The 13,695-nt window shown below is 70.6% G+C and carries 13 protein-coding genes; 5 read left to right on the plus strand and 8 right to left on the minus strand.

All coding sequences use genetic code 11. The annotated features are described in order from the left end of the window. Window positions 1-39 precede the first annotated feature (39 nt). Both trxB and trxA read left to right on the plus strand, forming a co-directional pair. Window positions 40-993, plus strand: coding sequence for a thioredoxin-disulfide reductase (trxB, locus tag ABD944_RS31000; protein WP_345182802.1), 954 nt, complete (start codon window positions 40-42; stop codon window positions 991-993). A 113-nt stretch (window positions 994-1,106) separates the two neighbouring features. Beyond that, on the plus strand, window positions 1,107-1,421 hold the full coding sequence (trxA, locus tag ABD944_RS31005) for a thioredoxin (protein WP_345182803.1): 315 nt from the start codon (window positions 1,107-1,109) through the stop codon (window positions 1,419-1,421). Window positions 1,422-1,503: 82 nt separating this feature from the next. On the opposite strand, the gene ABD944_RS31010 is transcribed toward trxA, so the two are convergent. Continuing rightward, window positions 1,504-2,121, minus strand: coding sequence for a GNAT family N-acetyltransferase (locus ABD944_RS31010; RefSeq protein WP_345182804.1), 618 nt, complete (start codon window positions 2,119-2,121; stop codon window positions 1,504-1,506). A 261-nt stretch (window positions 2,122-2,382) separates the two neighbouring features. Here ABD944_RS31010 and ABD944_RS31015 point away from each other — a divergent pair, with 261 nt between their 5' ends. Both ABD944_RS31015 and ABD944_RS31020 read left to right on the plus strand, forming a co-directional pair. Beyond that, complete coding sequence (locus ABD944_RS31015) at window positions 2,383-3,615, plus strand: aminotransferase-like domain-containing protein (RefSeq protein WP_378188177.1); 1,233 nt, start codon at window positions 2,383-2,385, stop codon at window positions 3,613-3,615. A gap of 23 nt (window positions 3,616-3,638) precedes the next feature. Beyond that, window positions 3,639-4,583 (plus strand): D-alanine--D-alanine ligase family protein, encoded by a 945-nt coding sequence (locus ABD944_RS31020; protein ID WP_345182876.1) that lies wholly within the window; start codon window positions 3,639-3,641, stop codon window positions 4,581-4,583. 3,212 nt (window positions 4,584-7,795) lie between these two features. On the opposite strand, the gene ABD944_RS31025 is transcribed toward ABD944_RS31020, so the two are convergent. The 3 genes from ABD944_RS31025 to rsmG all read right to left on the minus strand — a co-directional run bounded on the left by ABD944_RS31025 (window position 7,796) and on the right by rsmG (window position 10,619). Further along, entirely contained in the window at window positions 7,796-8,785 is a 990-nt protein-coding gene (locus tag ABD944_RS31025) for a ParB/RepB/Spo0J family partition protein (RefSeq protein ID WP_345182806.1), read from the minus strand. After that, window positions 8,782-9,597, minus strand: coding sequence for a ParA family protein (locus ABD944_RS31030; RefSeq protein ID WP_345182877.1), 816 nt, complete (start codon window positions 9,595-9,597; stop codon window positions 8,782-8,784). Before ABD944_RS31030 ends, ABD944_RS31025 begins: the two co-directional genes overlap by 4 nt. 344 nt (window positions 9,598-9,941) lie before the next feature. After that, window positions 9,942-10,619 (minus strand): 16S rRNA (guanine(527)-N(7))-methyltransferase RsmG, encoded by a 678-nt coding sequence (rsmG, locus tag ABD944_RS31035; protein ID WP_345182807.1) that lies wholly within the window; start codon window positions 10,617-10,619, stop codon window positions 9,942-9,944. A 186-nt stretch (window positions 10,620-10,805) separates the two neighbouring features. Here rsmG and ABD944_RS31040 point away from each other — a divergent pair, with 186 nt between their 5' ends. Then, entirely contained in the window at window positions 10,806-11,261 is a 456-nt protein-coding gene (locus ABD944_RS31040) for a DUF6458 family protein (RefSeq protein WP_345182809.1), read from the plus strand. 168 nt (window positions 11,262-11,429) lie between these two features. Here the strand turns inward: ABD944_RS31040 and ABD944_RS31045 are convergent, their stop codons facing one another. The 4 genes from ABD944_RS31045 to rnpA are packed head-to-tail and all read right to left on the minus strand — an operon-like array spanning window position 11,430 to window position 13,689. After that, on the minus strand, window positions 11,430-11,915 hold the full coding sequence (locus ABD944_RS31045; protein WP_345182810.1) for a Jag family protein: 486 nt from the start codon (window positions 11,913-11,915) through the stop codon (window positions 11,430-11,432). Between the two features lie 37 nt (window positions 11,916-11,952). Further along, window positions 11,953-12,963, minus strand: coding sequence for a membrane protein insertase YidC (gene yidC, locus ABD944_RS31050; RefSeq protein ID WP_345182811.1), 1,011 nt, complete (start codon window positions 12,961-12,963; stop codon window positions 11,953-11,955). Next, window positions 12,956-13,324: a membrane protein insertion efficiency factor YidD gene (yidD, locus tag ABD944_RS31055; protein ID WP_345182812.1), complete on the minus strand. Its 369-nt coding sequence runs from the start codon at window positions 13,322-13,324 to the stop codon at window positions 12,956-12,958. Before yidD ends, yidC begins: the two co-directional genes overlap by 8 nt. Then, window positions 13,321-13,689, minus strand: a complete 369-nt coding sequence (gene rnpA / locus ABD944_RS31060; protein ID WP_345182813.1) for a ribonuclease P protein component — start codon at window positions 13,687-13,689, stop codon at window positions 13,321-13,323. Before rnpA ends, yidD begins: the two co-directional genes overlap by 4 nt. Window positions 13,690-13,695: the final 6 nt, after the last annotated feature.

Consider the following 13,695-nt stretch of genomic DNA (forward strand, 5'->3'; position numbering starts at 1 on the left):
TCGAGCGGCACCGGCGGCCAACGAGGAGAGGCAAGAACTGTGAGCGACGTCCGTAACGTCATCATCATCGGCTCCGGTCCCGCGGGCTACACGGCCGCCGTCTACGCGGCCCGCGGCGACCTCAAGCCGCTGGTGTTCGAGGGTTCGGTGACGGCCGGCGGTGCGCTGATGAACACCACCGACGTGGAGAACTTCCCCGGCTTCCCCGACGGGATCATGGGCCCCGACCTGATGGACAACCTGCGCAAGCAGGCCGAGCGCTTCGGCGCCGAGCTCATCACCGACGACGTCACCGAGGTCGACCTGACCGCCGACCCGAAGGTCGTGAAGGTCGGCGACGAGACCTACCTCGCCAAGACCGTGATCGTCGCGACCGGCTCCGGGTACCGCGAGCTGGGCCTGCCGGACGAGAAGCGGCTGTCCGGCCGGGGCGTCTCCTGGTGCGCCACCTGTGACGGGTTCTTCTTCCGCGAGCAGGACATCGCCGTCGTCGGCGGCGGCGACACCGCGATGGAGGAAGCGATCTTCCTGACCAAGTTCGCCCGCTCGGTGACCGTGGTCCACCGGCGCGACGAGCTGCGCGCGTCCAAGATCATGCAGGACCGGGCGTTCGCCAACGAGAAGATCAAGTTCCTCTGGGACAGCGAGGTCGCCGCGATCCAGGGCGACGACCGGGTGACCGGCGTGACGATCCGCAACACCAGGACCGGCGAGGAGTCCGCCCTGGAGATCACCGGTCTGTTCATCGCGATCGGCCACGACCCGCGCAGCGAGCTGTTCGAAGGGCAGCTGGAGACCGACACCGACGGCTACCTGCTGGTCGACGCCCCCACGACGAAGACGAAGATCCCCGGCGTGTTCGCCTGCGGCGACGTGGTCGACCACATCTACCGGCAGGCCATCACCGCCGCGGGCAGCGGCTGCTCGGCCGCCATCGACGCCGAGCGCTGGCTGCAGGACCGGGACGCCGCCGAGACCGTCCCGCAGGCCTGACCGCCCCACCGGCCATGCGGCGCCGCCCGGCTCACGCGCCGGGCCGGCGCCGCGGCGGTGGGCTGCATCGGGCGGGGGAGCGCCCCGCCCCACGCGAGAACCGAAGGAGACCGATGAAAGCCGTGACCGACGCCGACTTCGCGTCCGAGGTCCTGGAGAACGACAAGCCCGTTCTCGTCGACTTCTGGGCGGAATGGTGCGGCCCCTGCCGGATGGTGGCGCCGATCCTGGAGGAGATCTCCAAGGAGCACGGCGACAAGCTCGACATCGTCAAGCTGAACATCGACGAGAACCCGCAGGTTCCGCAGCGGTACGGCGTCATGCAGATCCCGACGATGAACGTCTACAAGGGCGGCGAGGTCGTCAAGCAGATCATGGGCGCCAAGCCGAAGGCCGCCCTGCTGAGGGATCTCGCCGAGTTCATCTGAACCCGCACCGCCTCCCGCGGCGAGCGCGAACGCGTGGCCCGCACTCCACCCGGAGTGCGGGCCACGCGCCGTTCAGAGCGCCTCAGACGGGCCGCAGGGCCCCTTCGGGGGTCATGGATCCCAGCAGCCGCTCCAGCGCCACCTCGACGTCCTCACGCCATGACAGCGCCGACTTCAGCTCCAGCCGCAGCCGCGGGTACCGGTGGTGCGGCCGGACGGTCTTGAAGCCGACCGACAGCAGGTAGTCGGCGGGCACCATGCACCCGCCCTCCTCGCCCTTCAGGTCGCCGAACGCCTCGATCGCCTTCACGGCGCGGCGCGTCAGGTCCTTCGCGACCCCCTGGACGAGCATCCGGCCGATGCCGCCGCCCGCGAACTCCGGCAGGACGTGCGCCGTCATCAGCAGCACCGCGTCCGCGCTCACCGGGCTCGTCGGGAACGCCACCGACCGCGGCACGTACAGCGGCGGCGCGTACATGACGAACCCCGCCGGAACGTCGTCCACGTAAACGATCTTGCCGCAGCTGCCCCACTCCAGGAGGGTCGAGGAGATCCACGCCTCCTTCTCCAGGCCCGCGTCGCCGCTCTCCCGGGCCCGGTCCCGGCTCACCGGATCCAGCTCCCAGAACACGCACCCGCGGCAGCGGTGCGGCAGATCATCGAGATTGTCCAGCGTGATGTTGACGAGACGACGCGACACCGGGTCGGCACCCCCTGTTGCGATCCTCGCCCGCCGGCCTGGGACCCGTGACGGCGGAAGCTCCCGGCAAACCATCCGGGACCCGCGGGCATCGTATCGGACAGGAGTTTCCCCAATGCCGCGGCGCGCCACACCCGAGCGCCCCGCCGCGGCGGTCATGACGTAGTTTGCAGGGAAGCCGAATCGCCCCGGAGGTGCCTCGTGGAACAGCACTCGCGTACGGATGCCTATGCGGATCGCTACGCCGCCCGTGCCGCCGGCATGGTGCCGTCGGAGATCCGGGCCCTGTTCGCGATGGTCTCCCGGCCCGAGGTGGTCTCGCTCGCGGGAGGCGCGCCCTACGTCTCAGCGCTCCCCCTCGACGCCGTCGGCCGGATGATCGGCGAACTCGTCGCCGGCAAGGGCGCCGAGGTCCTCCAGTACGGCTCCGCCCAGGGCGACGAGCGGCTCCGCGAGCACATCTGCGAGGTCATGTCCCTGGAGGGCGTCCACGCGTCCGCGGACGACGTGGTCGTCACCGTCGGCGCGCAGCAGGCGCTCGACCTCATCACCAAGATATTCGTCGACCCCGGCGACGTCGTCCTGGCGGAGGCCCCGTCCTACGTGGGCGCGCTAGGCACGTTTGCCTCCTACCAGGCCGACGTGGTGCACGTGCCCCTGGACGAGGGCGGCCTCGTCCCGTCCGCGCTGCGCGAGACCCTCGCCCGCCTCCGCGCCCAGGGACGCCGGGTCAAGTTCCTCTACACCGTCCCGACCTTCCAGAACCCCGCGGGCGTCACCCTCACCACGGCCCGCCGCGCCCAGATCCTGGAGATCTGCGCCGAGTACGACGTGCTGGTCATCGAGGACAACCCGTACGGGCTCCTCGGCTTCGACGGCGAGCCCATGCGGGCCCTCCGCGCGGACGACGCCGAACGCGTCATCTACCTCGGCTCGTTCTCCAAGACGATCGCCTCCGGGCTCCGCGTCGGCTGGGTGCTGGCGCCGCACGCGGTGCGGGCGAAACTCGTGCTGGCCGCCGAGTCCGCGATCCTCTGCCCGTCGAACTTCTCGCAGCTCGCCGTCCGCGAGTACCTCGCGACGCAGCCGTGGCGGGAGCAGATCAAGGACTTCCGGGAGCTGTACCGGGCGCGCCGTGACGCGATGCTGGAGTCCCTTGACCAGCTCATGCCCGACGGGTGCACCTGGACGCGCCCCGCCGGCGGCTTCTTCGTCTGGCTCACCCTTCCCGAGGGACTCGACGCCAAGGCGATGGCCCCCCGCGCGATCGCCGAGCGCGTCGCCTACGTCCCCGGCACCGGCTTCTACGCGGACGGCACCGGCCACCGGCACATGCGCCTGTCCTACTGCTTCCCCGAGCCGCACCGGATCCGCGAGGGCGTCCGCCGGCTGGCGGGCGTGGTGGAACAGGAGATCCGTCTCCGGGACACTTTCGGGAGCCCCCGCGGCGGCACGTCCACCGGCGTCCAGACGCCGGGCCCGGGCATCGTCTGACTGTTTCACGTGAAACGAGGAGCATCTTGGAACTGGGGCATGTCGTCGTTCTCGCCGGAGGGCTCTCCTACGAGCGGGAGGTCTCGCTCCGTTCCGGCAGGCGGGTCGCCGACGCGCTGCGCGCCCGCGACATCCCGGTCGAGCTCCGCGACGCCGACGCGACCCTCCTGGACTCCCTGACCGACGACCCGCCGGACGTCGTCTTCCCCGTCCTGCACGGCGCGGCGGGGGAGGACGGCTCGATCCGCGACGTCCTCGGACTCCTGGACGTCCCCTATGTCGGCGCCCGCCCGGACGCGTGCCGCGTCGTCTGGGACAAGCCGACCGCCAAGTCGGTGGTGCGGCGCGCGGGTCTGCGGACGCCCGAGTCCGTCGCCCTGCCCAAGGAGGTCTTCCACGACCTCGGCGCGGCGTCCGTCCTGGACCAGATCGTCCGCGGCCTCGGCCTGCCCCTGTTCGTGAAGCCGACCCGCGGCGGCTCGGCCCTCGGCACCTCCGTCGTCCACGAGGCGTCCGAGCTGTCGGCCGCCATGGTCGGCTGCTTCGCCTACGGCGACGCCGCCCTCGTCGAGCGCTACATCGAGGGCACCGAGGTCGCGGTCAGCGTCATCGAGCGCGACGGCGCCCCGACCGCCCTCCCCGCCGTGGAGATCGTCGCCCCCGGCGGACGCTACGACTACACGGCCCGCTACGACGCCGGCGACACCGAGTTCGTCACCCCGGCCCGCCTCACCCCCGAAGCGACCGCCCGCGCCGCCGAGGCCGCGATCACCGCCCACCGCGCCCTGGGCCTCCGCGACCTCTCCCGCACCGACCTCATCGTCTCCCCCGACGGCGAGGTGCACTTCCTGGAGGTCAACGTCGCCCCCGGCATGACGGAGACCAGCCTCCTCCCCCGAGCCGTCAGCGTCGCCGACCTGGACTTGGGCGAAGTGTGCGAATCCCTCCTCCGCTCCCACCTCCGCTGACCCCACAGCTGACCGCCCAGGCCTCGCCACTGCCATCCCCCGTCCCACCCGAACGCCGCAGGGGCCCACGGCCGAACCCGCTGCCTCGCCACAGTGACCCCCTTGTGCACAACGCAACGGCCCCGCGCACGACGGCAAGGCGATCGACCGCGCGCCCTTCCAAGTGCTCGCCGAAGTTCCCACTAGCAAGTCACCCTGAACCGCCTACACCACCCCGTTCAGGTGCCGCCGCGGACGGCAGCCGCCGCTAATCGCCCGCCATGAAGACTGCGGGCTGAACTCGTCCGAGCGAGGCTCACCGACCGCTCCGGCCATCACCAAAGCCCGCAGATGGGCCTAGATCTACTCCCTGGCCCCCGTCAGGCGGAAGCGGCACTTGATCTCGACCTGCCCCACACTCGCCCGCCTCCTGGCACTAGAGCGACCTACAAGGGCATCGGCTGACCAATAGATCACCAGAGGACGGGCCCAAGGAACACTCGGCCCGCGATCACGACGGCTCACTAGTAAACGAGGCGCAGCCGAGGGCGTTCGACACCAGGGCCACGACACGCAGACCCCACCACCCCCACACAGGGCCACGCCTCAGCCTCGTTCGCGCCGGGAAGAACGTCAATCAGGCTCTCGTACGGGCCGACCACGCAAGGCCGCACAAGCGGCGAGGGGGGCATCAAGGCCCAAGACGATCTTTCCCTCCCACCTCTCCCACCTCTCCCACCGCGATCCAGCCCGGGACCGCCCTAGGCCTGCCTCAGGCACCCAGGGGCCGCGTGTCTGCAGGGCCAAGGTCAAAGGCCCCAGAACTCCCACTCCAGGGCGCCAAATGGCACTGCACGACAAGGCGCAGTCCCCACTCTGCCTCCTGCCCGCCGAGAACCCTGACCCTCGTTTCACGTGAAACAGCGAACTCCGCGCTCACGTAGGTGGACGCCCCAATGGAGCCCTCCCCAGGCCCATGGCAACCCACAGCGGTGAGGCAGCCGAGAACCCCAACCGCACACGACGAGCTCGCGCACGCGGCACACGGTCGTCCGCTCCTCGGTCGAACCCCCGCGCTCCGCAGGTCGTCCCTCATGCTCAGCCCCTCGGGCGTTCCCACGGTCACCTACACCGATACTCAGGACTTCATTCGCCCGTCCACTCCCGAATTCCACGGGTTACAGGCGCACAGTTTCACGTGAAACCTGCTCCGGCGGGCACGGGGATCGAGGTGCCACAACAGCGCTCACCCGACCACCTACCGCCAACCGTCCCCTCAGGCGTCGCGACCCGCGCCGAGGTGGGCCGGAAGTTCAACCGCCATGCCCGGACGCCGCTGTGGCGACCATTGCACCCCCCCGGGGGGCAGGGCACGAGAACCCGTAATCCGGCATCACCGTCGGCGCGGTTGACCCGCCCGGCCGTTGTCTGCGACCGCTCATAGGCTCACGTGCGCGAAGGGATCACCACGGGCGATCATCGTCAGCGCGGCCGCCCCGTCCAGGACGCCGTTTGTCTACGACCGCAGCGGGAGCGCCAGAACCATCAGGCGGATCACTCGTCGATGCGGCCGGTGTATCCGGTACACCGGCGATCGCGACCGACCGCGAAGCGCGAGGACGGCGCAACTGGGTCACCAGGCGGGTCGCCGTCGACGCAGCCGGCCCCTGCCCGAGACGCCGTTGGTGGCGGACTGCTTCGTCACATGGAGCTGGACGCCACAGGAACACCTGCGCTCACCGTAGACGCGGCCCGCATGCGCGGCGCGCCCCGACCGCATGGCAGAGGGCTGTGTGCGACGAGAACAACAGGCGGATCAAGCGACGGCGTGGTCGGTTTGTCCGGGACGCCGTTGTCTACGGCCGGGTGTGATGTGTGTGGCGACCCGCTGTCTGGGGGCGGGCACGAACGCCGACGCCAACCGGGATGGCCAAGTCATTTTGGAGGCATTCACCGCGCTGCTCAAGGCGCGGCCGGATCAAGCACCCGCATCGTCGGCCCGGCTGGCCTGTCGACAACGGTCCACGGCGCCCAGGGGAAGACTCGGGGGAGGCAGGGAGTCGCCCGTTGGAGACCCACACTTACGCACCACGGCTAGGACCGCCCGCTCACCGCGGGGGGGACGACAGGCACACGAGGCGGGTCCCCGTCGGTGTGGCCGGCCTGCCCGGGACACCGCTGTAGGCGCCCTACCGCGGCGCACAGTGCTGGGCGAGACGAGTCACCAGTCGGATCACCGTCGGCGTGGCCGGCCTGCCCGGGGTGCCGTTGGTGGCGCATGACCGCAGGGCACAATGCTGGGCGAGACGAGTCGCGGGGCGCATCATCAACGGCGTGGCATGTCTGTCCGGTACGCCGTGGATTGTGGGCAACCGCGAAGCAGGAGGGCGCAACAGGTCACCATGCGGGTCACCGTCGACTTGGCGGGGCTGCCAGGAGGCGCCGCTCTGGGGCCAACTAGCGCCTTAGAGGGGTGGAGGCGACGGGGGGGACTATTTGAGTCACCCTTGCCGCATTTGCCTGGCCGGTACGCCGGTGTATGCGGCCGAGCGCGCAGCATCGAGGGCGCGACGGGGCCACCTTCCGGATCGCCGTCGGTGCGACGGCTCGTCCAGGACGCCGTTGTCTGCGGCTGGCCGTGCAGTATCGCGGGGACGCGGCAGGAACAGCAGGCGGGTCAGCGTCGACGCGGTCGGCTTGTCCGTTGTGGGGTTGGTTGTGATCGACCGCGAAGCACGGGGGCGCGGCAGGACGGCCGGGCGGAGCATCGTCGGCGTGGCCGGTTTACCCGGGGCGCTGCTGTAGGCGGTCTACTGTGCGCTCCATAAAGCTGAGCGCGACGGGGAGAAGAGGCGCATCGCTGTGGGCGTGGTTGGTTTGTATGGGACGCCTGCGGTGGGTGGCGGCCCTGCGCTCAGCGGGTGAGCCGGTACGCCGACGCTCGCTGGGGTGGCCAGATCCCTTTGCGGCGATCATCGTGCCTCTCTTGGTGCCGCGGACCGCGTTCGCATCGGCGGTCCGGGGGACTGTCGACGGGGGCCGCGGTGGGCAGGATGCGCTGCGGGCTAGGGCGTGTGGCGGGATGCGGCGGCGTGGGGGGGGAGCCGCGACTACGTGCGACGGCTCTCGCTTCTTCGGGCGCGTGGTTCTCGGGGGATGTTTCACGGGAAACGTTGGGCGGGAATGAGAAGCGCCCCGGAGCCTTGGGGGTCCGGGGCGCTGGGGTGCTCGGGCTAGGAGTCGTCCGCCTCGGGGTCGGGGGCCATGGACTTGATGATGCGGTCCAAGTCCTCCAGGGTGGCGAACTCTACGACGATCTTGCCCTTGTTGCGGCCCATGTCGACGCGGACCCTCGTCTCGTAGCGGTCGGAGAGGCGGTCGGCCAGTTCCTTGAGGCCGGGGGCCACCGGCTTCTGGCGGCGGCCCTGGCGCGGCGTCTTCGGCTCGTCCTCCACCTCGCGGAGCGCGATCATCTCTTCGAGCGCGCGGACGGAGAGGCCCTCCTGGACGATCCGCTGCGCCAGGTGCTCCTGGGCCTCGACGCTTTCGAGGGAGAGCAGCGCGCGGGCGTGACCGGCGGACAGCACGCCCGCCGCCACCCGGCGCTGGACGGCGGGCGGCAGGTTCAGCAGGCGGAGCGTGTTGGTGATGTGCGGACGCGACCGGCCGATCCGGGTGGCGAGCTGCTCGTGGGTGGCGCCGAAGTCCTGCAGCAGCTGCTGGTACGCGGCCGCCTCCTCCAGCGGGTTGAGCTGCTGCCGGTGGAGGTTCTCCATGAGCGCGTCACGGAGCAGGTCGTTGTCGCCGGTGTCGCGGACGATCGCCGGGATGACGTCCAGTCCGGCCATCTTCGACGCGCGCCAGCGGCGCTCGCCCATGATGAGCTCGTAGTCGTGCTCCTCCGAGGAGGATTTGCGGACGACGATCGGCTGCAGCAGTCCGACGATGCCGATCGACTCGGCGAGCTCCTCCAGAGCCTGGTCGTCGAAATGCTCGCGGGGCTGGCGCGGGTTGACCGTGATCGAGCGGACGGGCAGTTCCGCGAAATGGGCTCCGGCGACCGGTTCGAGCGACGGTGCGGGAGCGGCCGCGCCGCCCGGGACGGGGCCGCCGGGGTAGCCCGGCTCTCCCGCGCCGTTCGGCTCGGCGGACGTCGGCATGGGCGGGGCGGTGGGAATGAGGGCGCCGAGGCCCCTGCCCAGTCCGCGTCGTTGCTGGCTCACTGGACAGCTCCTCCGTGGGCCATCTCCGAGGCGGCCTCGCTGTAGGCGAGGGCGCCGCTCGAACCGGGGTCGTAGGTCATGACGGACTGCCCGTAGCTGGGCGCTTCGGACACCCGGACGCTGCGAGGGATCACCGTGTTGAGGACGACGTCGCCGAAGTGGCTCCGGACGTCGTCGGCGACCTGCGCGGCGAGGCGGGTCCGGGCGTCGTACATCGTCAGCAGGATGGTCGACACCCTGAGCTTCGGGTTGAGGTGGGCTTTCACGAGGTCGACGGTGCGGATGAGCTGGCCCAGGCCCTCGAGGGCGTAGTACTCGCACTGGATCGGGATGAGCAGCTCGTCGCCCCCGACGAGGGCGTTCACGGTGAGCAGACCGAGCGACGGCGGGCAGTCGATCAGCACGTAGTCGAACTTCTCGATGTCGTAGGCGTCCAGGGCCCGCCGGAGGCGCGACTCGCGGGCCACCTTGGAGACGAGTTCGATCTCCGCGCCGGCGAGGTTGAGGGTGGCCGGCGCGCAGAAGAGGTTGGGGATCTCCGGCGCCGGGACGATGATGTCGGACAGCGCCATGTCCTCGATCAGCACGTCGTAGATCGACGGCACCTCGGCGTGGTGGTCGATGCCGAGGGCGGTGGACGCGTTGCCCTGCGGGTCGAGGTCCACCACCAGCACCTGCGCGCCGTGCATGGCGAGGGAGGCGGCGATGTTCACCGAGCTCGTGGTCTTGCCGACGCCCCCCTTCTGGTTGGCGATGGTGATGACCCGGCATCGGTCGGGCCGCGGCCATTCCCGCTCCCTGCGGCCCGACATCGCCTTGAGCGCGGTGACGGCTGTTTCATGTGAAACCTTGGCGTCCCGCAGCGCCTCTCGCACGAGTTCCGACTCCCCCTGGTTTGGTCCGTTCCGCGACACCGGCGGCTGCGCGCCGGCGTTGGTCGGCACGTAGCCGACGTTCTCCGCGGTACCGGACGTCGTGTTACCCCACATCGCGTGCCCGGAGGGAGCGGTGCCCGGCGATGATCCCGGGTCCGGCCGCGTCCCCCCGGAGGCGGGCGCCGGGGCGCCCTCGTCCGCGCCGGGCCCGCCCGGGCCGGACGGCAGTTCGTCGGGGGATTCGTCGGCGCGGTCAGGCCTGCCCAGTCCTGGTCCCGTGCTCATGAAGACCTCTTCCTCGACCCTTTGGCGCGCCGGGGGGCGCGCTGCCGTCGCCCGACAACCTCTTCTCGGCCGGCGACCACACGGACGAGTGTTGTCGGCGGATCGACCATACCGCGCCCGACTTGCAGCAGCTCCGTCGAGCGCACCCCGAAGCGCTTCAGGACCGGCTCCGCCTCCTCCAGCTCGCCCGCGGCCCGCTCGCCCTTGAGCGCGAGGAGCTCGCCGCCCGGGCGCAGCAGCGGCAGCGCCCACCGGGCCAGGCGTTCGAGGGGCGCGACGGCGCGTGCCGTGGCGACGTCCACCGCGAACTCCTCGGTCACGTCCTCGGCGCGGGCCCGCCGGACCTCGACGTTCCGCAGGTCGAGCAGCTCGACGCACTCGTTCAGGAACGTCGTGCGCCGCAGCAGCGGCTCCAGCAGGGTGATCCGCAGGTCGGGCCGGACGATGGCCAGCACGATGCCGGGGAGCCCCGCGCCCGAGCCGATGTCGACGACCCGGGCGTCGCGCGGTATGGCCGACGAGACCACCGCGCAGTTGATCAGATGGCGTTCCCAAAGCCGGTCGGCCTCGCGCGGCCCGATGAGCCCGCGTTCGACCCCGGCCTCGGCGAGAAACGCCGCGTAGCGCTCCGCGATCGGCAGTGCGTCACCGAAAACCTCCCGTGCAGTCCCCACCAGACGAATCGTTCCACAAAACCCGGTGGGGCCGTGCACGCGAAACGTTCCTGTGAACAACAGGACGCCGGGGTGGGACGACCCTTGCGTTATGGCGATAACCACATGACCCCTCCGCATATTCGCCGAGGGTCGGGTACAGGCTGCCGTGACGCCCGTCCGTCCCTCCGGAAGGAGCTCCGACACATGGGAATCGGAGTCAGTCTCGCATTCATCGCCCTCGGGGCGATCCTGGCTTTCGCCATCCGCGTTGACCTGAGCGGCCTCGACATCCACATGGTCGGATGGATCCTCATCCTGGTCGGTCTGATCAGCCTGGGGTTCACGCTCAAGTACACGCGGCCGCGCCGCGCCGCCGGACGTGTGGTCGGCGCCGACCCCGCCTACGGCGACGAGCCGGGAACGGTGGTCCGCGAGGAGCACATCATCGAGGACCCGCCGCCGCCCGGTGGCCGTCCCGCCGAACGGGTCGAGCGCGTGGTCGAGCACCCGGCGGACACGGGAGTGACGCACGGCCATCCTCAGGACCCGGCCTACGCGCAGGATCCCGCGAACGCGCAGGACCCCGCGGTGCAGAACACGACTTCGCTGGGCGGCGGTGACGTCCAGCGCCGCCGCTGGCGCCGGACCGCCCGGCGGTAGCACCGAGAACCTGCTCGGTGTGCCAGGGCGGCGGTGCACACCGAGCTCCCGAGAGGGCCCCGCGCCGGCCAGGGCGCGGGGCCCTCTCATGCCCGGGAAGCCGCTTCCGTCCGGAAAAGGCGACGGCCCCGACCGGAGGACCGGTCGGGGCCGTGTGAGGCCATGGGGTCAGGCGGGGGAGACGACCACGTAGCGGTCGGGCTCCTCGCCCTCGGACTCGCTGCTGAGGCCCGCGGCGGCGACGGCGTCGTGGACGATCTTGCGCTCGAACGGGGTCATCGGGGCGAGGGGCTTCGGCTCGCCGGACTGCTTGACCTCGTTCGCGACGTCCGTCCCGAGCTTGGTCAGCTCGGCGCGGCGCCGCTCGCGGTAGCCGCCGATGTCCAGCATGAGGCGGGTGCGGTTGCCGGTCTGGCGGTGGACGGCGAGCCGCGTGAGCTCCTGGAGGGCCTCCAGCACCTCACCGCGCTTGCCGACCAGCTCGTCCAGGGAACCTCCGACGACGGCGACGATGGCGCGCTCGCCCTCGACGTCCATGTCGATGTCGCCGTCGTAGTCACCGATGTCCAGCAGGCCCTCGATGTAGTCGGCGGCGATCTCGCCTTCCTGTTCGAGCGCCTGGACGTCGACCTCGGTGGTGTCGGTCTGGCTCAACGGGGTCTCCTTCTCCGGCACATGCTGGGGGTCCAAACTAGCGCTTCTGGGTACCGCTGCGCTTGCTGCGCGACTTGCGGGTCGGCTGGTTGCGCGCGACCTTCGGCTTGTCCTCGGGCTCGGGGGCCGGTTCCGGCTCCTTCTTCAGCTTCGCCTTGATGCCGGACGACGCCGCCTGGCCGTTCTTGGAGGCGCCCGTCTTGGAGCCGGCGGGCTTCGACCCGGAGGTCTTCGGGCCCGCCTTCGTCCCCGTCTTGGCCGCGGCGGCCGCGGCCTCGCCCTCCGTGCCGGGCGGTGGGTACCGCTTGTAGATGTAGTGCTGCTGAGCCAGGGTCCAGCTGTTGGACGTCACCCAGTACATGAGGACGCCCAGCGGGAAGCCGAGGCCGAAGAGGCCGAACAGCGGCGCCAGGAAGACCATCATCTTCTGCGCCTGCATCATCGGGTTGGCGTCGTCCGCGACGGGCTGGCGCTTCATGCTGGCCCGGACGGTGAAGAAGGTCGTGACGGAGCTGATCACCACGGCGATGCCGGTGATGATGATCGCCGTCCAGCTCTTGGGGTCGGTGCCCCAGGCGTTCAGGAACGTGTCCGGGATGTGGGCGCCGAAGATGTTCGCGTTCTGGGCGCTCGACACCAGGTCGGACGAGACGGCGAAGACGCTCTGCCCCGGCTTGGCGTCCGAGATCCGCTTCAGCGTCTGGAACAGCCCGATGAAGATGGGCATCTGCACCAGGAGCGGAAGGCAGCCCGACAGCGGGTTGGCGCCGTTCTCCTGGTAGAGCTTCATGACCTCCTGGTTGAGGCGCTGCTTGTCGTTCTTGTACTTCTTGCGAAGCGCCTGGACCTTCGGGTTCAGCTCCTGCATCTTGCGCGACGCGTGGATCTGCTTCACGAAGAGGGGGACGAGGAGCAGCCGCAGGAGGACGGTGAGGAGGATGATCGAACCGCCCCACGCCCATCCGCTGTCCTTGGGGACGACCGTACTGAGCCCCGTGTGGATCCACACGATGAGCTGAGAAACGATCTCGTACAACCAGTCAAGCACCGGGCAGCTCCTTGGGCTCTGCTAGGGCGGGGCCGCTCTCCTCGCGGCCGGAGTTCGAGGAAGCCGCCGCGCGCTGTTCCGGCGTCTTCTTCGGCGGTACCGGGTCGTAACCGCCGGGGTGGAAAGGCTGGCACCGGGCGATCCGGCGGACGATCAGCCACGTGCCGCGCGGCGCCCCGTGCACCTGGAGTGCCTCCAGGCCGTACGCGCTGCAGCTGGGATGGAAGCGGCACTGCTGCCCGAGCAGGGGACTCAAGAAGCGGCGGTAGGCGCGGACGAGAAGGATCAGCACGGCCGCGACGGGACCCGGGCGGCCCGTCCTGTGCTGCGCGGGGAACTCGGTCCCCTGCGGACTCCTCATCTTCGCCCCTTGGACGCGGGCCGCAGCAGCCGGTCGAGCGCCGACTCCAGATCCGCGGCCAGTTCGTCTGGTCGCGCCGCTCCCGCACGGGGGTTGGCGCGCACTACGAGCAGGCTACCCGCTGGGAGGCGGTCGAGGTGCGGGCGCATCAGGTGGCGGAGCCGGCGCCGGGTCGTGTTGCGCACCACGGCGTTGCCGACGGTGCGCGCCACGATGAACCCGACCAGCGGCCGCGCCGCCGCCGGTCGGACCTCTTCCGGGCCCAGCAGGTGAACGACGACAGTTGGCCGTCCGGCGCGACGACCGCGCCGGACGGCCAACGAGAAGTCGTCCCGCCGCCGCATCCGGTTCCCGGACGGCAGCACTATGAA

The sequence above is a fragment of the Actinomadura verrucosospora genome (genome assembly GCF_039540335.1).
GTDB classification, from domain to species: Bacteria; Actinomycetota; Actinomycetes; order Streptosporangiales; family Streptosporangiaceae; genus Spirillospora; species Spirillospora verrucosospora.

What these genes read in the sequence shown, in the direction of transcription:
- trxA (WP_345182803.1), top strand. Translation starts at nt 1,107, where the DNA reads ATGAAAGCCGTGACCGACGCCGACTTCGCGTCCGAGGTCCTGGAGAAC.
- ABD944_RS31015 (WP_378188177.1), top strand. Translation starts at nt 2,383, where the DNA reads ATGGTGCCGTCGGAGATCCGGGCCCTGTTCGCGATGGTCTCCCGGCCC.
- yidD (WP_345182812.1), bottom strand. Translation starts at nt 13,324, where the DNA reads ATGAGGAGTCCGCAGGGGACCGAGTTCCCCGCGCAGCACAGGACGGGC.
- ABD944_RS31040 (WP_345182809.1), top strand. Translation starts at nt 10,806, where the DNA reads ATGGGAATCGGAGTCAGTCTCGCATTCATCGCCCTCGGGGCGATCCTG.
- ABD944_RS31030 (WP_345182877.1), bottom strand. Translation starts at nt 9,597, where the DNA reads ATGTCGGGCCGCAGGGAGCGGGAATGGCCGCGGCCCGACCGATGCCGG.